Consider the following 25,276-nt stretch of genomic DNA (forward strand, 5'->3'; position numbering starts at 1 on the left):
CGTTTTTACGCGATACAAAAGGCGCTAAGATGTCCGCAACAATAACAACACCGAAAGCGCCTATGGAACACTTACAACCCTCGCTCAAGGTGGCCTTTGCGCAACTGAGCGAGGCCGGCCGCAAAGCCGAAAACCAGGACACCGTCGGCGCCCGTTTTCCCGAGGGCGCCGCCATGGCCACCAAAGGCGTTGCCATGGCCATTGCCGATGGCGTCAGTTCATCCAGCGCCGCGCGCCAGGCAAGCCAAACTGCCGTTACCGGTATTCTCACCGACTATTACGCCACCCCGGATACCTGGCGCACCGGACAATCCGCCAGCCGCGTGATTCATTCGCTTAATCGTTATTTGTGGAGCCAGAGCCAAAACAACGTCCGCCAGGAAGGCTACCTGACCACACTGTCGCTACTGGTATTAAAAGGCGATAAGCTATTTATCTTTCACGTGGGCGACAGCCGCATTTACCGCTTTCGCGCCGGACAACTTGAATTGCTCACCCGCGATCACAGCCAGCGCATTGACAAAAACACCACCTATTTAAGCCGCGCACTGGGGGCCGATTTATCACTGGAAATTGATATGGAGTCGCAGGAAATTGAGCGCGGCGACATTTACCTGTTAAGCACCGACGGCCTGCACGATTTTATCGACGAAAAAACCTTAACCCAGATGCTGCAAAGTAGCGATGATTTAGACGCGCAGTGCAAAGCTCTGTACCAAACCGCGCTGAATAACGGCAGTGAAGACAACATCAGTGTGCAACTGGCACGCGTAGATGACATAGGCACGCCAAGCGAAAGCGACGCCATTACGGTGCTGTCGCGCCTGCCTTTTCCACCGCTGCTAAAACCCGGCCACATTCTCGATGGGTTAACCGTCGAAAAAATTCTGCACGAATCAGAGCGCAGCCAGGTGTACCTGGTAAAAAACGCCGAGGGCACACCGCTGGTCATGAAAACCCCCTCGGTCAATTACGAAGACGACGCTGCCTACATAGAACGCTTTGTGCGTGAATCTTGGATTGGCTCGCGCCTGGCTAACCGCCACGTCGTGCGCGTGGTGGAACCGCCGCGCACCCGCACCTGTCTGTACTATTTAACCGAATATATTCCAGGCCCCACGCTCACCCAGGTCATCAAAGAGCGCGCGCCACTGCCGGTGTCCGATGCGGTAGAACTGATCGAACAACTGGTCATGGGCATTCGTGCTCTGCACCGCAAAGACACCTTGCACCAAGACTTAAAGCCGGACAACGTAGTGGTCGGCGCCCAGGGCGTGCGCATTGTCGATTTCGGCTCCTGCTGGGTGGCCGGCATTGAAGAGATGGCGTCCCCCATCGCCGCCGACAAAATCCTCGGCACACTGGACTACTCCGCGCCCGAATACCGCTACGGCGGCCCCACCGGCCCGCGCTCCGACCAATTTTCGCTGGCGGTATTAATGTACGAAATGCTTACCGGCAAGCATCCGTTTGGTGAAGGCTACGGCAAAGCCATGGCGTTGCCACAGTTTCAAAAGCTGTCCTATCGCTCGGCGTTGCAATTTAATCCGCTCGTGCCCGTATGGATGGACCGCGCCCTGGAAAAAGCCCTGCACACGCAACCAGCGCAACGCTACGAAGCGCTATCCGAATGGCTGCAAGATTTAAAACGCCCCAACCCAAACTGGCTGACCGCCAAACAAAAACCGCTCATGGAAAGACACCCGGAACGGGTATGGAAAGGGTTAGCGATTGCAGGGTGGGCAGTAGCGGTTGGACTGTTGGTGTTTGTTGTTACAAGGTAAGTTTTGGGGCGGACGGCTGAGGTTGAGGCCGATGTCTAATACTAAAAGACGGTTATTTTGGACAACCAAAGCGGGCTTTTTATTTGCCGTGTCGCCAGTCGTGGTCAGTTACTTATTTTTGCGCGGCGGCTTGCAAACAAAAGCCTGTGTAGCGTTTCGATCAAAACCAGATCGCTCATAAAATCTAAATATCTCCTCATTTAAACGACCAGTTTGTAACATGATCTTGTAACAGTTTTTATCCCAAGCAATGCTCAAATCATGCTGAAGGATAGCTTTCCCGTAACCTTTTCGACGAAAATTTCGATGAATGACGACATTTTCAATAATCGCATAAGGCCTGCAACCTCGAGTTAGATTCGCAACAATAATTAAGCAACAGCTTCCAATAAGCTGTTCATGATGAAATGCGCCTATGCAAAAATAATCTGGATTCGACTGAATTTTCTCCCAAGTCAGCTCTAGCGTTCCATTACAGGGAATTGCTTCGTCTTCTTCATGGAGATGTTTATATAGATCCAGTAGGTTATTTAGTTCAGTGGTTGTCAGCTCTCGAATTTCCATTGTCATAGCACCTAACACTGTGATTTTCAGCCGTAGCATAGCCTTCGTGAAAATATAAGGGGCAGCCCCTCTCGGGTCCGGATAGTTTAGAGCACAGAGGTAAATTAGCCCTGAAAAATTCGCTTTCAATATGGATGCCACAAAAAAAACGTATGTTTTACGTGGCACGTTTCTTTATGAAGTTGAAAACGTTTACCAGGATAAACCCCCAAGCATAGCTATGTAAAAGTAGGAGAAAAACATTAAAGATAACCACCTCCCCCATCATTGTCGACATTATCCTCAAAGGCCAGTCGATCGCCCTGCTTATTGTATCCGCTGGACAATACCGATCGTAATAGTTTGTCAAACAATAGCCAGCTATTAGAAAAATGATGCTCAAATGGATTCCTGCAACTACGAATATCCACTTTGATCGGAATAGAATCATTGAACTCGTTCCATTGGTGTTCCCTATAAACGCAAAAACTGGTGCCAAACAAAAAGACACCGTACTTATGCAGCAATAGCTTCCTTCTTTTCACAGAAAACTGCGCTCAGGCCTTACACTTTGGTGCGAAGTGTAAAACCTGAACATCATCTACTTTTTAATACTTTAGCGTTAGCGAATACGACTTATTAATTTTTCAGACTACTGATAAACGCCTCTGACTCGGCAATGGATTTTTCCATCTCCCTAATAAGCCCGGCAACTTCGGTATTGACATTTCCAAGCTCACCCTGGAGCGAGTCAATCGCGCGCGCGTTCAAGTTATGTTTCAGGAACAACACCTGATCTTGAAACACTTGTAACACCGGGTCCATACGTGCCTCGGCACTGCGCATAGCGTTAATCAGCTTATCGTATTGCTTTTTGGTCTGACGCAGCTTGGCTTCACTTTGCCGCTTTAAATTGGCATTGCTATACAAATCAATTTCATCTTCCCACTCATCAAACAGGGCTTCGGAAACATCTTCCACCGAGTTAATTCGCTCGGACACCTTTTCTGCCGCCGCTTTACTGTCCTCGTATTCGTCGTTGAGTTTCTCGTAGCGCTCTACCAAATCCTGGTCTTCAATCGTCACTATCGATTGATACTGCTCCAGCGCGGACTCAAATTGCTCCTTGGCATCGGTTTGCGACTCCTGCGCCGACTCCACGCGGTCAATCATAATATCGCGCTTATGAACCCCTGCTTTCTCCATCGCCCCGTAATACACCGACTGACAACCCGACAGAGCCACGACCAAAACGGAGCTGACAAACCAACGACTTATTAACATGCTTATTCACCTTTCGTTTGATTGGTTGAAGGCCTAAAAACCTCCTGAGTTGTCAAAAGCGCGCTGAGATTGTGATTTTTTCTCTCTTAACGCTGCTCAAGCGGGTTTTAGAGCCACTTATAATTAAGAACATCAGTAAAGCAGGTTTTGTACCAGCCACGGAGGATGCTGGCCCGGTGCCGGCGTGATAAATGGTTTTCAATGAAGCAAAGGCAAGTGAAATCTGTAATAACCGATGGAATCGATAACTCGCTTCTGGCAAAGTATGGTTAGCATGGCGCTATGGCCTGCAAAGAGCACAGACTGAACTCACCCATAACGAATTCCCACCATTATTCTATGCAAAGATCAGCCAAGCTGCAGACATTTTTTGACGCGCTATACCAAAGCTTTGCCCGTGCAAAACCAAGCGCAGAAGTGACCGCTCTTGCCGAGAAGCTGTTTACCAGACTGGAAGTACCCGGCGACCAACACGCACCGCAACCGCAAAACTTACCGGTCTGCCGCTTTCTGCAACCCGCTATAGACTCAGCTGTAGACAGCGGCGGGGCCACAGCCAAACTCGCCACAGCGCTTGGTGATATCACGCCCCAGCTTGCTTGGACGCCCATACCCTCTTACACCGAACGGGAAGATACGCTAACCGACCGGCGCGCCAACGCCGAGGTAGTTGGCAGCAGAGGTTTAGAGCTAAGGCAGGATATACGCATTGGGGTCAGTCTGTTAGCGCCGCATTCGCTCTACCCCGACCACCAACACCCGCCAGAGGAAATCTATGCCGTATTATCCCCCGGGCAATGGCGGCAGGAAAATGGCCCCTGGCACTCCCCTGGCATTGGTGGGACTGTGCATAACACTCCGCACATTGTGCACAGCATGCGCTCGGCAAGCGCACCCTTACTAGCCGTATGGTGTCTGTGGAAAGGTGAATAAGAGGGTGCAAACGTTAGCGCACTCCGACAACAGATTAACTAACGCACCCAGCAACCAAAAACGCCCACTGGCAAAACCATTGGTTTTCTGTAAGCGCTCTGCGAATCACGCAGCGGCGCAATAACAACTGAGAACGTTGAGTGACATTAACCTTCCGTGAAGCACGATAGTACAGGCCTGCGAGAATTCACAACGCCAGACCTGATTCCAATACTCCTTCACCTCCAACCGCTACTCTTCAGATACTTTCCGTTACCCCATATTAGCGGCCGGCCGACTTGTCTTTGCTCTTGATTGGGGAAAATCCACTCTGGACCCCCGCGACGCCAGAAACTCGGGCCGGGGTATGGTTCCCGCATAGGGCGCTTCTAAACTATTCTCTACACTATTGAAAACAAAAAACGCGTTAGCTCTGGACCACGGAGAAAGATTCTTCTGCGACGCGTGAAGGGTGTTGCAATCAAATATTAACAACGACCCTGCTCCCCCGGTGGGTGCAGAAATTCCGCCGCTATTAATCAACGTCTCTAACGAATCTTCGTCCGGCACGCCAATTTTCTGATTTTTTAACGACTGCTTCCAATTCCCAGAAGGTGTAAGACCTTGGCAGGGAACGTGATATTCATGGGACCCGGGAACCAGCATTAAAGGCCCATTAAAGGCGGTGTTGTCGGTCAACATCAAGGAAACGCTGAGCGCGCGCATAGAGGGCATTCCATCTTCTGAGTGCCAGGTTTCAAAATCCGAGTGCCAATTAAAACCGTTGCCGACAAATCCGGGCTTAGCATTTATGCGCGATTGGTGAATGTAGACATCGCTTCCGAGTATCTGACGCACCATACCCAGAATCAGTTTCTCTTTGGTAAGCGCCTCAAACTCTTTAGAAATCTCGTGAACACCGAAAACCGAGCGAAGACTACCGGTATCCCCATCGCGAATCATTTGCTCCGAGTCCACACCACCGGGAAACTTTTCCAGTGAGGCCAAATTATTCAACAACCCTTGCATAATCGGCGTGCTTGAAAACAGGTTTTCAAACCACAAAAAGCCGTCCCTTTCAAAGCATTGAAGATGGTGCTCGCTAAGTGGGCCCTGATCCCTTTTATTCTTAGCGCTGTGGACAATAGGATCGCGCCGCGGAATCATACTTAATCGGCGCTCAGTCCTCGTTGGATAACGATCAGTTAACATAACAAATCCTTCTTGGCTTAGAAATATGGCGCACTCTACGCGCTTTCCAACGATTTTCCATAACCTAAGTTAACCGCCCAACTGGATCACCCTTTCTACGACAAATCCGTCAGTTTTTATAAATATTTAACATTCAATAACATAGGTTTTTGCAATAACTCTTCCGGCAGATCGGAACCTCAGGCGGTTTTAGTGGGTATGTTTGTTAGCATTTTTGCTGATTAATCTTTAATATTTAGGGTTTATCCCTCTCCAGAAAGGCATTAATAGAGTGAGCAAAAGCTGTATTCTTAAACATTTTGGAAGTTATGCAGAGCTAGAACCTTGCCACGAGGACTTGCTTTGCTCTTTAGAAAAAAGCCCCCGAAAAATTAACGCTGAAACCGTCCTGTGCCATGAAGGGGATATCGCCGAAGCATTTTATACCGTGCTAAGCGGTTGGTTATTTTCTTACCGAAACATGGAAGATGGCACCCGTCAGGTTTTAGACATTTTCGTTCCGGGGGATGTTATTGGCTTACGAGAGTTCGCCTTCACTCACCGTCTTACCAGCGTCGCGGCGCTTACAGAAGCAGAGGTGTGCGAATTTCCTAAGTCACGGATGGCAGAGATTTTTAGCAACTCCGTACTGTTATCCAGCCTTTTCTTCGCTATCGGAGCGCGCGAACAAGCGGTATTACTGGAGCGATTGGTCAATTTAGGAAGGCGCTCTGCAACACAGAAGCTCGCACACCTAACCTTAGAGCTGCTCTCGCGACTGGAGCGCACCAACACGTTTTCGCAAAACGAATTCAGAATGCCCCTGCCCCAGCATGTATTAGCGGACGCTCTGGGCCTAAGCACCGTGCACGTCAGCCGAACCTTTACCGAGCTGAAAGAGGAAGGCCTGATGTTCAGGGATAACAACCATATACAAATTCCCAATATAAAACGGCTTAAAGACTTTGCCGGTTTCAGCCCTTATTACTTAAACGAATCTGTACCTCTGGATTCGCGCAACTAAATTCAAAGAATATACAAATAGCGTCTAGTCTGATCTCTTTTCTTTCCATCAAACATCAGCGACTCTGACGCTATTAATCTCCAGCAATCCGATCATGGAAATCATCTTAGCGGCCAACAGAAAAACTCACAGCCAAGGCCTGAAGCCGGTCTTTTCCCTAACCTGTTGCTTATCACACAGCATAAGCCAGATGAATTAATCACAGGCATTTGAATCTACATCTGCATTCGGCAAATGAGCTTGCAGATTAATTACCTGCTGGCAAGATACTGGATTGTCGAATAATCCAACATCTTCCAACGACGTTAACTCGTAAAGCGCACTCACATCATTAATTTGATTATTACTGATCTGTAACCCAGTCAAATTCGAAAGAGATTCTAAAGGGCCGATTTCTATAATTTCATTGGTATTCAGACGTAAGTCTATTAAATTGGTTAAACCTGAAAGTGCGGATATATCACTGACTGCATTGCCATCAAGCCATAACTCAGTCAGCTTCTCCAGAGTAGACAAGGGGCTGATATCGGTTATTTGATTATTATCAATCCGCAAATAATCCAAGTGAGTAAGCGCAGATAGCACGCCAATATCACTGACTCGGTTGCTACCGAGCAGAAGCCTCTTCAAGCCTGTTAAACCAGCTAAAGCGTCCACACTTGTAATCTGATTGTTGTGAACGTATAAATCAGAGATTTTCGTTAAAAAGGCTATAGCACTGAGATCATTAATCTGGTTATTGTTTAGAGACAGGATGGTAAGATCAGTTAAGTTCGATAGCGCACCGATATCGCTGACTTGGTTATCGTTAAGGTGCAGTGTTATTAAGTTTTTTAGGTTGGATAATGCACCGACATCATTAATGCTGTTACTGCCAACATGCAATTCAGTCAGATTAACCAAATTACCGACAGCACTGATGTCACTGATGTCGTTTCCGGCAATTCTTAATGTTAGCAACTGTGTCAGGTCAGATAGCGCACCGACATCCTTCACATCATTGTACAATAACTTTAATGCGGTTAAATTTTTCAAACCTGAAAGCGCGCCAATGTTATCCACTTTATTGTAATTTAAATCTAAATCGGACAGCTTTGTTAACGCAGATAATACGCTGATATCACTGATATTATTTGAGCTGATATTTAAATTCGTTAAATTTGTTAGTGCAGATAGAGCCTCAATATTAGAGAAATTTGTTCCTTCAACATTCAGAGAGATTATTTTTTCTAGTGTTTCTATATTATCCCCCTTGATAGAACCACTGTACCTTAGGTTTAAGTGCGAGAGGTTCGTTAAATTTGATAGCGCCTCCACATCGCCAAGCGCATTGTTACCTAGCCCTAAGCTCTTCAACCCTGTCAAATCAGCTAAAGCATCTATGGTAGTAATATCATTGTAGTTAAGGGATAACACCACCAAATTGGTTAAACTCTCTAAAGCGCCAACATTATCGATACTGTTATTAGAAAGCATCAACTCAGTAAGACTGGTAAGATTCGATAACTCGCTGATATCTTCGATCCAATTACCACTCAGATCCAGACTTTTTAGATGAGACAGCGCTTCAACACCATCAAGCTTTACGATTTTATTATTATCCCCTACCGTCTCGAGGTTATTACAATTCAGGCTTACCATTTCACTGACATAAACCCACCCATACAAGCTGGCAGTATCAGCAACACAGGCAGATAAAGTTTCATCCACGAAGCTCAGGTCTGAGATTACAGCTGTAAATGAAGATGAAAGATTTTCCTCCACACCACCCTCACCGCCACCACAACTAACCAGCAGTGAAACTCCTACTGCCGCGCACAGCTTTTGGGGCTTGACTAAAAAGAGGGAAAACTTACCTACCATAAGGCTAAATTTATTGTAAATATCCATATCCCACCTTCCTAAAATTAATAATAGCCCACGCGGGCCAAACCTACATTTAGCGCCAATTTATTAGGCATATAGGATAAAATCTTGACTTAATAATAGGTTCAACTTTCACACTCTTCTTGTTCGGTAAGATTCACAGCCAAAAACCTGCGGCCGGCTTTGTTCGCACCAAGGTGATTTGCAGGGCTTAACCCCGAACCTACTTTAAAACGGTTGTTAGGTTAATTCATTAACAACGAGCCAATGTAGAAGATGAACACAGGAAAAAGACAAAATAAAAATGGCGAAAACCCAAAATTGCTCCCCCCAGTTAATCTTAGAAACCCACGAGGCGTCGCGTGGAAAAAAAGATAATCGGGGATGCCTTAAAGCGAAAAATCCCGAAACCAGAATCACAGCTAAAACTAGCCACTGCAACCCAATATGCTTGGTAGACTCTAGCATCAAGGATGCGCCCCCGGCCAGAAATCCGAGAAGTGTAGATTTTAGCTCTCGCACTAAATCACCTAATAGCCTATTAAGAAGAGAAGTGGTCAGATACCGACAGACGACCATACTTAAGCGTGTTATTTTTACACACTTTGTTATGCACTTACCAAAGTCTAATTTTTAAATTGAACCGCTCACTTAATAAGAACTGCTTTAGCTCCAAAAAATCGTTGGTTTCCCTCTGCCCATTATTCATTAATATAATTGAACTGGAGGACCTTTCTTTAAAGTGTATTTCAAATATTTTTGGAAGTTTCCTATAAATTATAAAATCAAGCTCACTGTAACTATGGCTAGATGAGCCTCCATCTTTAGATAAAATTGAAATTCCACCATCATTAAATTGAAATGTTTTTATAAAGAGGCATCTATATTTGAACAAATAGTACGACCCCTTAGCACACAAAAAACTCATTGCTAAAGAGATCAGCAGCCACAATGGTGTTTGTACTGGCATTTTCTGCAACATATTATCAATATCAAATATTGAGAGAGCAAACAAGCCAGAAAATAAAAGTGTAAGAATTGCCATGGATATCCCACCAAAATATTTCATAAAATACCCAAGCCAACCATATGAGTAGGAAATCCTCATATATCTCCCCACCGTGCATAGCAGTTCATTAAAATACGAATTGAATATTTCGTCTGACAACCTAGCTTTTATAAAATTTATTAAACACTTGAATCGGGTTTCTGCTCGTTCACAACTGAGCCCAACGGGCGCTTACTACGAAGTCGACTCCCCCCTACTACTGCGCCGAGTGGAGGCTGATTTCAGTGGGTAAGCAAACAAGGAGCTATAGGGTCAAATCTTGACTTATCTTATTCAAACCACAGGCCACTTCATAGGCGCAGCCGAGCCACTTAATATTTCTTAAGTCAAGATTTGACCCCATTAGCTCTCTTATGACCTAGATGAGCAACCAACTACAACTAGCAGAACTAATACTATAAATATTTTTAGCATGCAGCGACCAAAAGGTTTAATACTCATAGAAACGCCTGCCATGCAATTAGTCACTATATGGCTTTGCCATTAAAGGCTTAGCTGGATTTTTGTATATATACCACCCCGCCACAATCAATAACGGAACGTAAAAATAGATCTGAGAGACTCCTGTAAATTCTTCTAGCTTCCAAATCACCCCAAAGACTAAAAATACGAAAATCAATGCAACCGCTTGATTTATTGCCATCCCGCCTAATGCTGAACCCACACCTTGTTTTCTAGGGTCTCTTAGAAAAATTTTACAAGACGGACAGCCAAATGATTTTTCTTTAATCCGCCAATCTTCACAGATAGCCGTTCTTTCTGTGAAGATATGGCTGCACTTAGCACATTGAAACTTCATGTTGACCTCACCTTTCGCTCCATATATCCGCGCGACGACTGGCAGCCTGCCTTTTCAAGGCCGACGCCAATAACGCCGCCATTATTACCGGCGAATTGTAGTTGATTGTATTTTTATACTACACGACATAAAAGCCAAGCGACGGAAATGGAATCCATAGATAGCTTTGTTAAATTCTGCGTTTTGGCCAAACTATTTCTTTTCCATCTTTCGTATATTCTGGATACATTGTAACTGCCGTAACAGCACCATCTTGCACCCAGAAAGACATCTCCTTTTCTGGGCAACGATATTCATCAATTGATAAATCAAACTCCTCGTCTAGTTTTGCTGATGGAAAACGCAGTTTCAGCTCTGACACGCTCAAACCAACTATTGCAAGTTTATTATATAGACACTGGGCCGATTCACAGGTAATACTAGTGAGACGAAAATCATCTTCAGAATGGAAACTTAGTTCTACCCCTGGCGAGAAATACCAATCGACATCGCGATCTTCGGGATTTTCTTCGAGTGGAATAAATGTATCAATCGATTCGGGATCTCCCCAGACAGCTCTTACATCTGCCATTGTTTGCCCAAAATAGACCTCCGCAACACCGATCTTAGGTTTTATATCCATAGGTATTTAACGCCCCGCTAAACGACGAGCGTTAGCGAGTCCGGTGAAGATCAAGTTTTTTACGGCCGTAACGAATTTAAGCGACTTGTTATAATTACGTTCTTCTACCATACGATACTGCCTACAATTGAGCCAATAAAACCCAAAAAGCATATTCGGCTAAACCAAAGAAGCGGACCCAAACCACACCCCGCAGGCAAAGAGTTAGGATTTAGAATAAAAAGCCAATATTTAACTATGACCAACGGGTTCATTGACAAAGAGAAGAGCCCTGGACTTCCCAGCTTTTCATATAAATCGGGCTCCTGCTCCTTCATAGCTGAAAAAAGAACTCCATCTGCAATGATACTCGACACAAAAAATAGAAAAACAAGGAGCATAGTTTTAGTGCTTATAGCGCCGCCAACACAGGCCGAGCGATAGCAAGGTCCAGCCCAATGCGGTTTTTTGCATTGGGCGATTGTGCTTGGCTTTGTTATGCCCTTTCATGAATTTCGAGTGCATGGCGAAACATCTTGTGAATAACAATTTGATTTGCTCTTTTAACTTCGCTTTTACTAATTCTAGGTTGATCTATATGAGACCAAATATACGTATCTAACGTACTTATTTTGATACCAATAACCCCAACATGGTAAAGACATATTAATATTTGAGAAACCATATCAGCCTCACTAAGCTTCGATTCTGCAGAATACATTTGCCTCGCTATTTTGGCGCACTGGTCTTTTATATCAGCCTCATGAAGATCCATTGTTATTTCTGAAAGCCTGTCTCCAGACAGGGAAGATCTCGTAAACGGAACTTTCAACCCCCTCAAAATTTCTACGGTATGCTCTAATGCGGGATAGTACTCAGACCATTCTTCGGTTAAGGACTTCAATCTCTTGCTGGAATAATTCGCCTCAGCAGCATAAATTGCCCGCCATGATATACGCGGCCTATCAAATGCCACTCTAAAGCATTCATTAGCGAACTGAATAGCATCTCTCGGACGAAATAGAGTACGCTCAATGATGTAATGTACTGATTCTCCGCTGCCACCTTTTTGAGACTTTGGAAAAACATCATTAAACATTACTCTTTGCTTTGTATACTGTCGCTTATAAACCTCAGCCACTCGAGACGAAAGTAAATTCTTCAGATCCTCTTTTGACCATGATAGTGGGACCAAGTACGCCTCATACTTCTCCTCTTGAAAACCTGAATCGCGAGTATTATCGAAAACCAGGTCTAAAAGGTCTCTTCTTAGAGCGCTTACAATTTTTACTTGAGGTATACGACGTAAACTCTTGGTCTCTTCGATCAAAGCTCGAATAAACCTACATCGAGTCTCAGTTTCCGCCCAATCTTCGTCTAATTTATCTATCAGTATGTAGTAGCGCTTCTGCTTGTCCTCAAACGAATTTTCAGCTAGAAGATCCAGAACTTCGTTCAGTCTTTGTATTTGTATTCCGCTAACCACCTGAGTCGCTAACGACTTGATCTCTGTTCTTACTTCTTCACCTAATGATTTCGCCCCTTCTAGAGATATTTCTATATTTTTATATTTCCCCCCAAGTTTAGCCTTAACGTCATCAGTAAATTTAGTAGTGAGCTGTTTAAGCTGTTCGTCAGTCTCTAACCAGAATTTATCTCCCCATTCTTTAAAATAACTCAGCGCGCGCTCCCTAACTCGATCTTTTGATACCAAACTGTTAAGCCATCGAGAGAAGCTATCATTATCTGTCTCACTTCGCAGACCATATCGAAGCTTTAAGAGTTCAACTGTAAGAATGTGTCTCCACAGAATTCGATAGAATAAATCCAGTTTCACCCCAAGCTCATTAAAGAACTGAACAATATTTGAATGCTCAAGAAACCTTATAGAAATATCATTTGGATCTAAAAAACTGGAATATTCAACTTCAGTGGAAATTTTGTATAGCAGCGCACTTTTACCAGCACCTGTTCTCCCCAGTATTACTGAAGAAGGAGACTCTATATCAAGAAGTTCGTCCAACTGGCCATTATCTACAAAACAGGAATCCAACAAATCAGAGTCCGCCTCTGCGTCCAGCTCCCCTAACTTTAGGCCCTTTTTTATAATTATCTCTGAATCCATGAATAACTCTCATTTTTCGCATAACGCCGCGCTCTGCGGAAATTTAGGAGCGTCAGCGAGTAAATTTTCCGTAGCAGCGCCTTGTTAGGTCTTCTCGTCACTCTCATTGTCCGTATCTTCTGATTCACGTAGAGCGTATTGATGCAACCATACAAATTGCTCCAAGAATAGAAGACCTTTTTCTGCATCATCGTACAATCTGGGGAAGTCATCAGAGACTTTCATTGCTTGGGGGAAGTACGTTTCGATTGCGCTTAAAACTGTTGAGGCGTCTAGCTCACCAGTTAAGCTGTTATATTGATCCCTTTCAAAATCCGACTTGTGAGAAACACCGGACTCCATTCCCCACGCTGTTGGTACATACGAGTCGATTATTCTAATTAGAGACTCTGGGTCCTTTAAGATCAATCCATCCACGTAATCATTAACGTAGCCTTTCTCAACAAACTTATTCAATGTATAAAATATTGTTGGTATCGATGTAGGCGCTAATAGTGTTATATCTTTTTGGTCTTTAAGCTCATCAGCTATTACTTTTCCCAAGTGCTTCCCAATTTCATCTATCCTTGCTTCAGAAAACGCATCTTTTTCAGGTTTGTTCTCATCCTCTCGCTTTAACCATCTAAATATTTCAAGCTTGAACTCAAGTATAGGTGCAATATCGATGCATTTTTTTGCCAAGTCAGTTCGATCTGGTTTCGGCACATTTTGGATCAGATCGCTAACCAGCATGGCTGCTTGGGAAAAGGGAGTCGTCCAACTATACAAAACCTCTGGATTTGAAATCTCATCACTCTTTTGTGTTATCGCTACAGCAAGTGCAATTGAGGCAGCAGCGCTAATTTCGCCTGATTTTTGCCTCAATTTTTTAATTAATGTTTCCGATGAAGCGGGGGTTAGAATTTCATTCAAGGGGTTGCTTTCTCTATCAAGTTCCACTCCCCACTTCTCACTTTCGTCAGACAAAGCTTGGATTGCTTGATCAGATATATCACCTCTCGGAATGGCATAAGTAAAATATCTTGAGTAATAATTTTCAGAGCAAATTCTTTGGCCATTATTCCATTTCTCATGCCAATCGGATCCATAGCTCATGTTCCCGTAGACGGATTGAAGTTTAGGAAACATGTTTTTTAGCAGCTCAATAAAACCTGCTTTATTGATGTTCTTGCCAGCATCAAGGGCATCATTTACAAGGTTTTTTATACGATCTTTTTCATTATCATTATTCGAGTAATAGCTATCCCGAAAAGTACCTGTAAATAGCGACTTATTTACCCTTAGCACCTCATACAACGAAGGGCAAAAGACCCTTATGCCCTCTACAAGCATTAAATCTACAGGGTTTACTTCTCCTTGCAAGATAGGCAAAGAGAACATTAATGTATTCCCATATAGCTTGGCTTTTCTTGGAGTGGTTAAGCAATCATCGAATGCAGAGCTAAAGTCACGAACAAACTCTTGAACTTGCTGCTGTGAGAGTGTGATCCCCGCAATATTTATTGCTTCATCCACTCCTTGAAAACAAAATTCTCGAAGGACCTTCTTTTCAACGGCCGGCAAATGTAAGGGAACTTGAATAATTTTTTCTAGAAATGCCTCTCCTGCATTCTCAGCAGTACTAGAGTAGCGGTCTTGCAAGGATGCAGCGACAACATCTTTATCAAATGCCAAGATATATGATGTATATTTAAAATCAGCAGTTAGCTTAACTAGTCTAAACAGTGCATGAATTTCTGTTTTTTCTAGCCTATCAACATCGTCGATTAGTATAAGGACTCGCCTCTGAGCTGTTTCCAGCTCATTTTCTATTCTTTTCTTAAGCTCATTTATATCTGGCCCTGAGATGAAAGCACCAAAAGCATCTCCTGCCCCCTTTGCACCCATAAGTGCTCCAGCACCAGGAGCCGCCTTTTTAACGATATCCTTAAGCTTATCTCCAGTTTTTATTAGTTCTGCATCTAGAGCTTCAGCTATATCAAAAAAGAAACCTGTTAGCAGTTCTTCCTCTGCACCAAAGCGCCAAGGGTTGAACTTAATACATATTACGTTGTCATCAGAATCCAGTGATTTTTCAATAAAGTTGAGCACGGATGTTTTACCATCGCCCCATATACCATAGAGTCCAATAACTATACTGCTTGGGTCACTTCGCTTTGATATTACTTGAGCTACCCTCTCGGAAAAGCTCCAGCGAGAAAATCTATCCTGTTCTTGCTCGCGTATAGGTGAATCTGAGGAGTAGTTTTTATCTTCCATATCTTTCCTGAGGCCTAACAGCTTATTAATGTGCGAGTTGAAAAATACGCCTGGCAATGTATCTTCCCTAGAAAATTTTTAAAAAGTGCTTTCAAGCCTTTCATAACTCTCATATTAGTGGCCACTTGGCGCGTTTATTGTAGTTTGTAAAGAAGCCGTCTTACTTTCACACTGGCAATGTATCACTCTTACTTGAGAGCCTTAGCTTTACGCTCTAAACAGCTGAACAGTATCGCTTTTGTTCCAGCAATATCAGCCAAACTGGAAAAACAAAGTGAGCCGGCTCACTTTCTACGGCAACACTGGCTTTGATAACCAAAAACCAATCGCTTAGAACACGTCATAGCGTGCCTAGAAAATGTATGGGATTTCAAAAAAGAAGGGAGAAGTGCTCGCACATCACTCCCGATGCACTGTTTACCCTACCTTTCCGCTGGCCCAGATGTGGACTTAATGCGACTTAAACAAGCCGATCAACACCACAAAACACTTGAGGAAAAGAGTGCCATAGGTCGACCCATTTGGCAACGGGTTAACGTGTGACGGATCAACGTAAAAGAATAGCGAAATGCTGAACAAGCGACGAACTCGAATGGGTTGCGCCCGATTACATCTGAGCCGAACGGAGGCCTATTTTAGTGGTTGAGTGCTCTGGATGAGCGCGAAAGGTTTAAGCGCACATGGAGAAGGTGAATGTTGCAAGGCAACAGAGAGGCCAGCCTGGGCTGTGTGCGGTTTAAACCGACCGCTAAAATAGGCTGGAGAGAGGGAACCCCGCAGGGGCCAGATGTTGGGCAGGGTTTTGGGTTACTTTTTACCCCTAAAAAGTAACTCGCAACGCCCGGCGACACGGGCAAACCAACACCCGCGCGCAGCGCGCATCAACCTTACAAAATCTGATCCCGCTCGCGAAAGCCCATCAAATACAAAATCGCATCTAGCCCCAACGTTGAAATCGCCTGCTCTGCGCTGGCTTTTACCAAAGGTTTGGCGCGAAACGCGATGCCTAAACCGGCGGCGGCGAGCATGGGCAGGTCGTTGGCGCCGTCGCCTACGGCGATGGTTTGTTCAGCGGTAATGCCTTCGCGCTCGGCAAGCATTTTTAACAGCGCGGCTTTGCGCTCGCCGTTAACCACTTCGCCTTTTACTTCGCCGGTGACTTTGCCATCGACAATATCGAGGGTGTTGGCGTAGACGTAATCGATGCCCAGTTTCTTTTGCAGGTATTCACCAAAGTATTGAAAGCCGCCGGAGAGAATGGCGGTTTTGTAGCCGAGTTTTTTCAGGCTGCTGATCAGCTTTGCCGCGCCTTCGGTAACGGGCAAATTTTCGGCAATATTGGCCAGTACACTTTCGTCCAGCCCTTTTAACAGCGCCATACGGCGGGCGAAGCTTTCGTTAAAGTCCAGCTCGCCAGCCATGGCCAGTTCGGTGATTTCGGCCACCTGTTCACCCACGCCAGCGGCTTTGGCCAGCTCGTCAATGACTTCGGCTTCAATCAGGGTGGAGTCCATATCGAAGCACACCAAACGGCGGTTGCGGCGATAAACGGTGTCGCGCTGAAAGGCAACGTCCGCTTCGTGACGGGTGGACAGCTCCATAAAGTCGCGACGCAAGGCTTCGCGGTCGGCCGGCTCGCCGCGCACGGAAAACTCGACGCAGGCGTTGCTTTTTTCGCCCTCGCCCGCCAGCGAAATACGGCCCGACAAGCGGCTGATGTTGTCGATGTTTAAACCGTGCTTGACCGTTACCTGAGTTAAGTCGGCAATTTGCCCGGCAGTCACTTCGCGGGCCAGCAAGGTGACGATGTAGCGCGCCTTGCCCTGTTGTTCAACCCAGTGCTGGTAGCTGTCGTGGCCGATGGGGGTAAAGCGGATGTCGATACCCAATTCGACGGTAGCGCTTTGCAGCTCGGCGAGCAGGTGCTCTTCTTTCACTTGCTCGGTATCCACACCCACCATAATGCCCAGAGTCAGGCTGTCGTGGATAACGGCCTGGCCGATATCGAGCACGGCGGCCTGATAGCGACTGAGCACTTGAGCGATGGCAGAGGTGACGCCGGGCTGGTCGGCGCCGACGGCGTTGATCAGGAGTATTTGCTTCACAATAACTGACTGCTGTCCGAAAAGGGGGCATTATAACGCGCAGCGTCTATCATTTGCGTTAGAATGCGCAAAAATCTGATCTGCCCGGACACGGAATGAGCCTTTACCATTATTGCATCCGCCGCCCCTTACTTTTTTTCTGCTCCCTTATCTTGCTCACCCTGGGTTTACTGGGGGCCGGCTTAACGCTGCACTATGCCGAACAGCAGCAAAACACCCAGGCCAGCCGGTACGGACAGGCCATGGCCGAGCGCGCCGCGTTTCAAGCCATTGAGCCCGCGCTGGCGCAGGACATGATTAGCCTGCAAGTGATTTTACAGTCTCTTGCCGAGCAACCTTCGGTACACGGCGCTAGCATCCACGATGTAGAAAACCGTCTGCAGGTACAGGCGGGCAATGGCAATGTGGCGGCTGACCATTCAACCGCATCCTTTACCGCCCCCATAACACTCGACACTCATATTGCGGGCCACCTTACGGTAACCTTGGCGCTGGCACCCGTACACCATTTATACGGCAGCTTTTTATGGATTTGGAGCCTGGCGGTACTGGGCTGCATTGGCGCACTCTGGCTCGGTGAACACTACATTGCCGTGTACAAAGCCCGCCCACCCCGAGTAAAGCAAAAGCCTGCACCCAACCCAACAGAGCAGAATAACCTGGTGGCGGAGCAAACCTTCGCCATGGACGATGAAGACGAGCTGCTGGCCAGCGAGGAGAACGCCGAGGAAGAGGCACCCACCCATTACGCGGTACAGGTTGAGCTGCACTTTTTAAACCTGCCCGCGCTGCAACAACAGCTGACCAAGCAGGGCTACGAGTTGCGCTTAAGCCGCTTTAAGCAACAGCTGCAGGGCATACTGGCACTGTACACCGGGCACCAGGAATCGTTTGACGATACGTGCCTGCGCCTGTGTGCCACGGCCGATACCCGCGAAAACGCCATTTTTTACGGTATTTGCATCAGCCAGTTGGCCGTGGGCTTAAGTGAGGCCGGCGACAGCCCGCGCCTGAAACTGGCCGCCAGTATCAGCGAGTCTGGCGGCGAGGTGCCCCCAGCGCTTGAGCCCTATCAAATCTGGTTATCGGATGCGATTTCCGACAGCGCACTGTCGGGCTACATTCGCTTAAGCGACGCGCAATTGGTGGAAGAAATCAAACCGCCTTACAAGGCATTATTAGAGCGCCAGCAAACGCAATTAATGGCCTTGCCTGTCACGCGGCGGTCATAAAAGCATCACAGTTCTGTCACTGTTTGGCACTAGCGTTACCTGCAACATACCCCACCGGCTGGGGCTTACACGTCAGGTAAAACGCTATGCTGAACATCGAACAATCGGTTACCGATAAATTCCCGGGCTTTGCCACCACCAAACCCATTATCCGCCGCCCCACCCTGAGCCTGCTGCGCAAGCTCACCCACGAGCAAAAAATCAATCAATTTTTACGCAGTAACGAAGGCCTGCGGGGCATTGATTTTATCGATCAAATTTTCGAGTACTTTAATTTTACCTACAGCGCAGGCGCCCGCGATCGTCACAACATTCCCGCCAGCGGCCGCGTGGTCATTATTGCCAACCACCCCATTGGCTCATTGGACGGGCTGGCCCTGTTACGCATGGTAAGCGAAGTGCGCCCGGATGTACGCATTGTTGCCAACGATATGCTGATGACGTTTGAGCCCCTGCACAATGTATTTTTACCGCTGGATAACATGACCCAGGGCGCTTACCGCAAAAGCTACCGCGCCATTGTCGATGCGCTAAACAGCGAGCAGGCGGTGATTGTGTTTCCCGCCGGAGAAGTGTCGCGCGCCAGCCCCAAAGGCATTCGCGATGGCGCCTGGCACGCCGGCTTTTTGCACTTTGCGCGCAAAACCAACTCGCCCATTCTGCCCATGTTTATCGAGGCGAAAAACTCGCTGCTGTTTTACTCCGCCTCTATGCTTTACAAGCCGTTCGGCACCGCTTTGCTGGCGAGGGAGATGTTTAAAAAACAATCCGCCGAAATTCGTATTCGCGTAGGCGAGATGATTCCCTGCGCGGAGCTGCAAACCGATAAGCTGGCCGACAAAGCGCTGATCAAGCGGTTGAAAAAGCACGTTTACAAACTGCGCAAAAAACGCAGCACCCAGTTTGTTACCGAGCGCACCATCGCTCACCCGGAAGAGCGCGGTGCCATTCGCGCCGAGTTAGCCAAGGCGCAGTTATTGGGCACAACATCAGACAACAACAAAATCTACCTGTGCGATTACGAAGCGCACCCAACCGTGCTGCGAGAAATTGGCCGCCTGCGCGAGCACACCTTTCGCCTGGTAGGCGAAGGCACAGGCGCGCGTCGCGATTTGGATAAATACGACCACCACTACCGCCACTTGGTTTTGTGGGACGATGTAAACTTGGCCCTGGCGGGCGCTTACCGCATTGCCGATTGTGGCCGCCTGATGCAAGAGCATGGCCTTGAAGGTTTGTACACCGCCGAGCTGTTTCACTACACGCCGGACATGTTTCCGTATCTTGAGCAGGGCGTAGAACTCGGCCGCAGTTTTGTAAACCCTAAATACTGGGGCAAAGCCAGCCTGGATTATTTATGGCAGGGCTTGGGCGCTTATTTGCAGCACAACCCGCAAGTGCGTTACGTCATGGGCCCGGTAAGCATGAGCGATGAATACCCCAAAGCGCTGCGCGACCTCACCGTTTATTTTTACGAGCGCTACTACCGCACCCAAAAACCCCTTGCCCAGGCAACGCACCCGCACTTACTCGAGCCCGAAGCCTTCGCCACCATCAATGAGGAATTTGCCGCACTGGATCAAGACGATGCTTTCCGCCTGCTGCAAAAAAAGTTTACCGAAGCCGGACACAAGCTGCCGACACTATACAAACAATACGCCGCCCTTTACGAAGCGGGCGGCTACAGCTTACTGGCCTTCAGTGTAGACTCCGACTTCGGCAACTGCCTGGACGGCTTATTTATGGGCGACTTAACGCTAATGAAAGCCAACAAAAAGAAGCGGTACTTGGGCATTGAGAATTAATGCGCAAAATAGTATTACGGCACAGAGAGAAAAAAACCGGCTAAATGTCAGCGTAACCTGACGCGAGAGCGGCGGGTTACGCTGACATTTTAAAACTGCGCACCTTAAACGCCAAAATCACCAGCAGCACACCCACGACAAACGCAAAGGCCGCCAGCAACCACAGCAACGCCAAAATGCCAGCGCCGGGCCAGGCAAATAACACCACGCCGAAGGCCACCCCCAACAACCCGCTTAATACCAAGCGCCACTCGCCTTGAATTTCTTTGCGCAAACGAATCGCCGCCGCTATTTGCAACACGCCAATGGCAATAGACCAGGCGGCGATTAACCACAATAACACCACCGCCGTAACCCCCGGCGCGAACAGTGCAAATAAACCCACCGCCAAGCTGCTGATGGCCCACAACAGCAAGACCCACCAGTGATCATTTTGGTGACGCCCGGAAAACGCCATCCAAACACCCACCACACCATCGGCCAGCGAGAAAGCACCAAACATAATAATCAACACCGCTAAGGACACACCCGGTATCACCCAGGCGCAAACACCGAAAGCAATGGCAAACAAACCGCGCAGTAACAACACCCACCAATTGGCGGCGATGGCGCGTGTGAGGGGTAGGTTTTCAATGGTCATGGCTGTGCTCCTGGTTGGTATCCCTTTCATCAAGGTTAGTTTTCTACTTGTTTACCTGCATGATCTTTCTACAACACTGGCCAACGCCCAATACCTCAGCGGGTAAAACCAAGGGCCAGCAAAGCTAACGGCATTGGCAGGGCGTTAGCTTTATTTGAATCGTTTTACTTTATAGCCTTCGGCGCGCAGCATGTCGATAACACTGTCTGGCCCCGCCAGGTGCAGGGCGCCTACCATAACCAACTCGGTTTCAGGCGTTGTCAGGTACTGATCAATATGGGTGGTCCAGGCGCGGTTGCGGTCTCGAACGATGGTGTTGTAAAGCTTGTCGGAATACTCCTGCATGGGCGCGCCCCCTAGTTCAAACAGGGCTTTATCGTTGCCCGTTTTAAACGCCTTGACCATGTCGTCCATAATCAACGGCAGCTGCTGTAAATCTTCCAGGCTGTAACGCATAAACTCGTTGGCATCCAGCTCGGTCATGGCGACAATAAATTGCAACTGCTCTTGTGGTGTTTCAAGCCAGCCCAGGGCCTTGCCTTGCTCTTTGGCCAGGCGCGAATAGCGCACATCCACGCCTTCGGTAAACCCGAGTTTCTGCATTTCTAAAATAGAATAGGTTAACGCCACAAACGCAGGTTTAAAGGGTTGCAGGGGCGCCAGCGGTAAGTTGCGTGCGCTGGCAAAGTCGCTCAGCTCGGCGTAGACCTCGGGGCTGAGTACGCTTTGCAAACTGCTACCTGAGGGCAGCATCATCAGCTGCGACATTTGCATGGCAAAGTCGGGGGATTGCACCGCGTCCATATCGGTTTCAAAAATCACGGTTTGCGCATCGGCCAAGGCGCGTTGATATTGTACTGGCAGCGGGTAGTCGGACGCTTTGAGCATGTGAATGGTGCCGGCTAACAATACGCGATGGTCGTCGCGGGTGACTTCCCACACCATCGCCTCGGCACTGACTCGACAACTGATGGCAAACGCACACAACAAGCCAAACTGAATAATCCTTTGCATAAGGGTTCCTTGAATAAAAGCCATTGTGAATCTGGCGATGGTAACGTTAGGACGAGAGTAAAAAAGTGACCGGCCCATCGTTCACCAAAGCCACCTGCATATCGGCTGCAAACTGGCCCGTAGCCACCTTGGGGTGAGCGCTGCGCAACTGCTCGACAAAGTAATCGTAAAGCTCGTGGGCAAGGTCAGGGCTGGCCGCCGTGGAAAATCCGGGTCGTAACCCTTTGCTGGTATCAGCCGCCAGAGTGAATTGCGACACCGCGAGTACGCCGCCTTCTATTTGGGCTACGTTTAAATTCATTTTGCCTTCGGCATCGGAAAACACTCGGTATGCGAGTAGCTTTTTTAACAGCTTATCGGCGCTGGCCCGGGTGTCTTCGCGCTCAACACCTAACAGCAACAGCAACCCCTGATCGATTTCGCCAATGCACTCACCCGCCACGCTCACCGAGGCGCTGCTGACACGCTGAATTAAACCGCGCATATCAGGCCAGGTTATCGGTGTCGTTACCCAGCTTACGGGCCAGGTCGTCGGTGGCGCGAATGAGTGCATCCACAATACCGGCCTCGCGGGAAGCGTGACCGGCATCGCGAATAATATTCAGCTCGGCTTCGGGCCAGGCTTTTTGCAGCGCAAAGGCGTTATCCAGCGGGCACACCATGTCGTAACGACCGTGCACAATCACCCCCGGAATACCGGCTAAGCGATGGGCGTTATCAATAATTTGGTTGTCATCCAAAAAAGCACCGTGCACAAAGTAGTGTGCTTCAATGCGCGCCAGTGCCTGCGCCTTGAAGGGGTTGGAAAACGCATCCACTACGTCCTGATTGGGGCGCAAGGTAGCGCAGCGCCCCTCCCACAATGACCAGGCCTTAGCGGCCGACATTTTTTGCAGCTCGTTATCGCCGGTCAGTTTCTTGTAATAGGCGCGCATTAAATCGTGGCGTTCATCGGCGGGAATGGGCGCTAAAAAATCCTGCCAGTAATCGGGGAAAATAGAGCTGGCGCCTTCCTGGTAAAACCAGCGCAGGTCTTTTTCACGACAGAGAAAAATGCCGCGCAAAATCAACCCCATAACCCGCTCTGGGTAGGTCTCGGCGTAAACAAGGCTGAGGGTTGAGCCCCAAGAGCCGCCAAACAGCACCCACTGATCAATGCCTAAGCTTGTGCGGATGGTTTCAATATCTTTGACCAGCGCCTGGGTGTTATTGCCCTCGAGTTCGGCATGGGGGGTAGAGCGGCCACAGCCGCGCTGATCGAACAGGATAATGCGGTAGCGCTCGGGGTCAAAAAAGCGCCGGTCGTATTTGCCGCAGCCCGCGCCGGGGCCACCGTGCACAAACAGCACCGGAATGCCGTCCGGGTTGCCGGATTCATCCACATATAACTCGTGAGGAGCATCCACCGGAATTTGGTGGCGGGCAAAGGGTTTAATTTCGGGGTAGAACATCAACATGTGCGCTAAACCTGACCTTATCCTTAGAAGCCGTCAAGTTAGCACACATACTCTGGTGAAGGGAGACCTTACGCCGCCTAATCGACAATTTGCCGCACAGCGCTGCTTACGAGCAGGGCTGCCCGCTCAGCGCATCGGCCACACCATCTAACGCGGGTTTAGCGTGGTAGTCGGCGTCGAACAGCAGCGGCCAATCGTTGTGCTGATTCTCAAACAGCAGGCTGATTAACCACGAGCTTGGGTCTTCAATACCCCACACGCTGACCCCACCGCGCTGCGCTTCGGGCACCGCCTTCATATAAGCGGTAACCACCTCGCAGTAGCGGCGTTTTTGTTTGGCGGCCAGCTCGGCGGTAAACTCCGCTTCGTAGTTACCGGGGTAATCGTAGCCCCTGCTGTAGGGGTTATTAAGTGGAATATCCAACTCGGTTAAACGCACTTTTAAGCCTGTGGCAGCGGCGGCCGCAAAACTTTGCTCCATGGCGCTGGTACTTGGCCAATCGATTTGAATGTGCCCCTGAAAACCAATACCGTCGATGGGAACGTCACGCGCAATAAAATCTTCGGCCATCGCCAGCACGGCGTTTAACTTGGCACCGCCCTGGGCGAGACTATAGTCGTTGTAGTACAACTCGGCATTGGGGTCTGCCTTGCGCGCCTCGTCAAAGGCAATTTCTATATAGCCCTCTCCCATGTTTTGGTAAAACACACTGTCGCCATCGCGGTAGCTGCCGTCGTCATTAAACGCCTCGTTTACGACATCCCAGCTGGGCACGGTGCCATCGGCGGCAAAATGGGTGACCACACCGTTAATGTGTGCACGCAGCATGGTTTCCCAATCGCCGGTGTAGTTTTTCATCCACCCCGGCACTTGATAATCGGAGTGCCACACCAAAACGTGACCGTGAATGGTTTGGCCATTCGTTGCGGCAAAGTTCACCAGCTCGTCGGCATTGGCAAAAGTGAACTGCCCCTCGTTAGGCTGCAGGTAACTCATTTTCATGATGTTGCCCGCTGTCATGTTGGAAAAGTGTGTCGTCACGATATCGCGGCGCTTTTCACCGGCTGCGCTGTCGGCAAACAGGCTGTAGCTTTCGTTGCCGGCACTGACGGCCACACCCACCGGAAAACTGGCATGCTGGTACAGATGCTCGGTAGAGACTTGCCAGGGGTTAGTGTTGGCCGCATCGCTAGAGCTGGATTCACTGGCGCTGGATTCCGAGCTTGATTCCGAGCTGCTGGACTCTGAATTACTGGACTCTGAATTACTGGACTCTGAATTACTGGATACGGAGCTGACCGAGCTGGAAGACTCGCTGGCAACGCTGCTTGAGGACACAGCGCCCCCGCCAGAGCCACCCGAGCCGCCGCAGGCAGTGAGTGCAGAAACTAAGGCAATGAGCGTGGCGTATTGAAGGTTCGTTTTCATGGTTCACCTTGCGTTATTATGGTTATTGATTATTTTTGTTTTGGCTATTTACCCCTTTACCAGCAGCCAAATAGTCACAAAGACCATAATAGCGCGTATCTGCGTTTCACTCAATCGCCAACACTTAACCGACAGGA

20 protein-coding genes are annotated in these 25,276 nt (G+C 48.1%); 5 read left to right on the forward strand and 15 right to left on the reverse strand.

Annotation, left to right across the window (positions count from 1 at the left end; genetic code table 11):
- Nucleotides 1–62 precede the first annotated feature (62 nt).
- Nucleotides 63–1,784 carry a bifunctional protein-serine/threonine kinase/phosphatase gene (locus D568_RS0112680; protein WP_020209982.1) on the forward strand — a complete coding sequence of 574 codons (1,722 nt, stop codon included), beginning with the start codon at nucleotides 63–65 and terminating at the stop codon, nucleotides 1,782–1,784.
- A gap of 108 nt (nucleotides 1,785–1,892) precedes the next feature.
- Here D568_RS0112680 and D568_RS20100 read toward each other — a convergent pair whose 3' ends face one another.
- Nucleotides 1,893–2,348, reverse strand: coding sequence for a GNAT family N-acetyltransferase (locus D568_RS20100; RefSeq protein WP_040516800.1), 456 nt, complete (start codon nucleotides 2,346–2,348; stop codon nucleotides 1,893–1,895).
- Between the two features lie 618 nt (nucleotides 2,349–2,966).
- Complete coding sequence (locus D568_RS0112695) at nucleotides 2,967–3,611, reverse strand: DUF2959 domain-containing protein (RefSeq protein ID WP_020209985.1); 645 nt, start codon at nucleotides 3,609–3,611, stop codon at nucleotides 2,967–2,969.
- Between the two features lie 339 nt (nucleotides 3,612–3,950).
- On the opposite strand from D568_RS0112695, the gene D568_RS0112700 reads away from it, so the two are divergent.
- Complete coding sequence (locus D568_RS0112700) at nucleotides 3,951–4,544, forward strand: dimethylsulfonioproprionate lyase family protein (RefSeq protein WP_020209986.1); 594 nt, start codon at nucleotides 3,951–3,953, stop codon at nucleotides 4,542–4,544.
- A gap of 252 nt (nucleotides 4,545–4,796) precedes the next feature.
- Here D568_RS0112700 and thpD read toward each other — a convergent pair whose 3' ends face one another.
- A complete protein-coding gene (gene thpD / locus D568_RS0112705) occupies nucleotides 4,797–5,735 on the reverse strand; it encodes an ectoine hydroxylase (RefSeq protein WP_083915360.1) in 939 nt (312 codons plus the stop codon).
- Between the two features lie 271 nt (nucleotides 5,736–6,006).
- On the opposite strand from thpD, the gene D568_RS0112710 reads away from it, so the two are divergent.
- Nucleotides 6,007–6,738 carry a Crp/Fnr family transcriptional regulator gene (locus D568_RS0112710; RefSeq protein WP_020209988.1) on the forward strand — a complete coding sequence of 244 codons (732 nt, stop codon included), beginning with the start codon at nucleotides 6,007–6,009 and terminating at the stop codon, nucleotides 6,736–6,738.
- Nucleotides 6,739–6,933: 195 nt separating this feature from the next.
- On the opposite strand, the gene D568_RS20105 is transcribed toward D568_RS0112710, so the two are convergent.
- The 7 genes from D568_RS20105 to serB all read right to left on the reverse strand — a co-directional run bounded on the left by D568_RS20105 (nucleotide 6,934) and on the right by serB (nucleotide 17,562).
- A complete protein-coding gene (locus D568_RS20105) occupies nucleotides 6,934–8,628 on the reverse strand; it encodes a leucine-rich repeat domain-containing protein (RefSeq protein ID WP_020209989.1) in 1,695 nt (564 codons plus the stop codon).
- A 592-nt stretch (nucleotides 8,629–9,220) separates the two neighbouring features.
- Nucleotides 9,221–9,673, reverse strand: coding sequence for a hypothetical protein (locus D568_RS0112720; RefSeq protein ID WP_040516757.1), 453 nt, complete (start codon nucleotides 9,671–9,673; stop codon nucleotides 9,221–9,223).
- Between the two features lie 460 nt (nucleotides 9,674–10,133).
- Nucleotides 10,134–10,472 (reverse strand): hypothetical protein, encoded by a 339-nt coding sequence (locus D568_RS0112725; protein ID WP_020209991.1) that lies wholly within the window; start codon nucleotides 10,470–10,472, stop codon nucleotides 10,134–10,136.
- 169 nt (nucleotides 10,473–10,641) lie between these two features.
- Nucleotides 10,642–11,094, reverse strand: coding sequence for a hypothetical protein (locus D568_RS0112730; protein WP_020209992.1), 453 nt, complete (start codon nucleotides 11,092–11,094; stop codon nucleotides 10,642–10,644).
- Between the two features lie 475 nt (nucleotides 11,095–11,569).
- Nucleotides 11,570–13,198, reverse strand: coding sequence for a P-loop ATPase, Sll1717 family (locus D568_RS0112740; protein WP_020209994.1), 1,629 nt, complete (start codon nucleotides 13,196–13,198; stop codon nucleotides 11,570–11,572).
- A gap of 84 nt (nucleotides 13,199–13,282) precedes the next feature.
- Nucleotides 13,283–15,457 (reverse strand): KAP family P-loop NTPase fold protein, encoded by a 2,175-nt coding sequence (locus D568_RS0112745; RefSeq protein ID WP_020209995.1) that lies wholly within the window; start codon nucleotides 15,455–15,457, stop codon nucleotides 13,283–13,285.
- 887 nt (nucleotides 15,458–16,344) lie between these two features.
- Complete coding sequence (gene serB / locus D568_RS0112755) at nucleotides 16,345–17,562, reverse strand: phosphoserine phosphatase SerB (protein WP_020209997.1); 1,218 nt, start codon at nucleotides 17,560–17,562, stop codon at nucleotides 16,345–16,347.
- A gap of 95 nt (nucleotides 17,563–17,657) precedes the next feature.
- Between serB and D568_RS0112760 the strand changes: the two genes are divergently transcribed.
- Complete coding sequence (locus D568_RS0112760; protein ID WP_020209998.1) at nucleotides 17,658–18,794, forward strand: hypothetical protein; 1,137 nt, start codon at nucleotides 17,658–17,660, stop codon at nucleotides 18,792–18,794.
- An 86-nt stretch (nucleotides 18,795–18,880) separates the two neighbouring features.
- A complete protein-coding gene (olsF, locus tag D568_RS0112765; protein ID WP_020209999.1) occupies nucleotides 18,881–20,599 on the forward strand; it encodes a bifunctional ornithine lipid synthase OlsF in 1,719 nt (572 codons plus the stop codon).
- 76 nt (nucleotides 20,600–20,675) lie between these two features.
- Here olsF and D568_RS0112770 read toward each other — a convergent pair whose 3' ends face one another.
- The 5 genes from D568_RS0112770 to D568_RS20110 form a co-directional block, all read right to left on the reverse strand.
- The gene (locus D568_RS0112770; protein ID WP_020210000.1) at nucleotides 20,676–21,239 is read right to left on the reverse strand and encodes an HdeD family acid-resistance protein; all 564 of its coding nucleotides are present in this window, start codon (nucleotides 21,237–21,239) and stop codon (nucleotides 20,676–20,678) included.
- Nucleotides 21,240–21,389: 150 nt separating this feature from the next.
- Complete coding sequence (locus D568_RS0112780) at nucleotides 21,390–22,253, reverse strand: TraB/GumN family protein (RefSeq protein WP_169334800.1); 864 nt, start codon at nucleotides 22,251–22,253, stop codon at nucleotides 21,390–21,392.
- A 46-nt stretch (nucleotides 22,254–22,299) separates the two neighbouring features.
- Entirely contained in the window at nucleotides 22,300–22,737 is a 438-nt protein-coding gene (gene dtd, locus D568_RS0112785; protein ID WP_020210003.1) for a D-aminoacyl-tRNA deacylase, read from the reverse strand.
- A gap of 1 nt (nucleotide 22,738) precedes the next feature.
- A complete protein-coding gene (gene pip / locus D568_RS0112790) occupies nucleotides 22,739–23,710 on the reverse strand; it encodes a prolyl aminopeptidase (protein ID WP_020210004.1) in 972 nt (323 codons plus the stop codon).
- A 106-nt stretch (nucleotides 23,711–23,816) separates the two neighbouring features.
- Nucleotides 23,817–25,139 carry an endo-1,4-beta-xylanase gene (locus D568_RS20110; protein WP_020210005.1) on the reverse strand — a complete coding sequence of 441 codons (1,323 nt, stop codon included), beginning with the start codon at nucleotides 25,137–25,139 and terminating at the stop codon, nucleotides 23,817–23,819.
- Nucleotides 25,140–25,276: the final 137 nt, after the last annotated feature.

The sequence above is a fragment of the Gilvimarinus chinensis DSM 19667 genome (genome assembly GCF_000377745.1).
In the GTDB taxonomy this organism is placed as follows: Bacteria; Pseudomonadota; Gammaproteobacteria; order Pseudomonadales; family Cellvibrionaceae; genus Gilvimarinus; species Gilvimarinus chinensis.

Excerpts from the sequence above, each read along its gene's own strand:
- D568_RS0112740 (WP_020209994.1), bottom strand. The coding sequence starts at position 13,198 with ATGGATTCAGAGATAATTATAAAAAAGGGCCTAAAGTTAGGGGAGCTG.
- D568_RS0112700 (WP_020209986.1), top strand. The coding sequence starts at position 3,951 with ATGCAAAGATCAGCCAAGCTGCAGACATTTTTTGACGCGCTATACCAA.
- dtd (WP_020210003.1), bottom strand. The coding sequence starts at position 22,737 with ATGCGCGGTTTAATTCAGCGTGTCAGCAGCGCCTCGGTGAGCGTGGCG.
- D568_RS0112695 (WP_020209985.1), bottom strand. The coding sequence starts at position 3,611 with ATGTTAATAAGTCGTTGGTTTGTCAGCTCCGTTTTGGTCGTGGCTCTG.
- pip (WP_020210004.1), bottom strand. The coding sequence starts at position 23,710 with ATGTTGATGTTCTACCCCGAAATTAAACCCTTTGCCCGCCACCAAATT.
- olsF (WP_020209999.1), top strand. The coding sequence starts at position 18,881 with ATGCTGAACATCGAACAATCGGTTACCGATAAATTCCCGGGCTTTGCC.
- D568_RS0112725 (WP_020209991.1), bottom strand. The coding sequence starts at position 10,472 with ATGAAGTTTCAATGTGCTAAGTGCAGCCATATCTTCACAGAAAGAACG.
- D568_RS0112730 (WP_020209992.1), bottom strand. The coding sequence starts at position 11,094 with ATGGATATAAAACCTAAGATCGGTGTTGCGGAGGTCTATTTTGGGCAA.
- D568_RS0112760 (WP_020209998.1), top strand. The coding sequence starts at position 17,658 with ATGAGCCTTTACCATTATTGCATCCGCCGCCCCTTACTTTTTTTCTGC.
- D568_RS20105 (WP_020209989.1), bottom strand. The coding sequence starts at position 8,628 with ATGGATATTTACAATAAATTTAGCCTTATGGTAGGTAAGTTTTCCCTC.
- D568_RS0112770 (WP_020210000.1), bottom strand. The coding sequence starts at position 21,239 with ATGACCATTGAAAACCTACCCCTCACACGCGCCATCGCCGCCAATTGG.
- D568_RS0112680 (WP_020209982.1), top strand. The coding sequence starts at position 63 with ATGGAACACTTACAACCCTCGCTCAAGGTGGCCTTTGCGCAACTGAGC.
- D568_RS0112745 (WP_020209995.1), bottom strand. The coding sequence starts at position 15,457 with ATGGAAGATAAAAACTACTCCTCAGATTCACCTATACGCGAGCAAGAA.
- D568_RS0112720 (WP_040516757.1), bottom strand. The coding sequence starts at position 9,673 with ATGAAATATTTTGGTGGGATATCCATGGCAATTCTTACACTTTTATTT.
- D568_RS20100 (WP_040516800.1), bottom strand. The coding sequence starts at position 2,348 with ATGGAAATTCGAGAGCTGACAACCACTGAACTAAATAACCTACTGGAT.
- D568_RS0112780 (WP_169334800.1), bottom strand. The coding sequence starts at position 22,253 with ATGCAAAGGATTATTCAGTTTGGCTTGTTGTGTGCGTTTGCCATCAGT.
- thpD (WP_083915360.1), bottom strand. The coding sequence starts at position 5,735 with ATGTTAACTGATCGTTATCCAACGAGGACTGAGCGCCGATTAAGTATG.
- D568_RS20110 (WP_020210005.1), bottom strand. The coding sequence starts at position 25,139 with ATGAAAACGAACCTTCAATACGCCACGCTCATTGCCTTAGTTTCTGCA.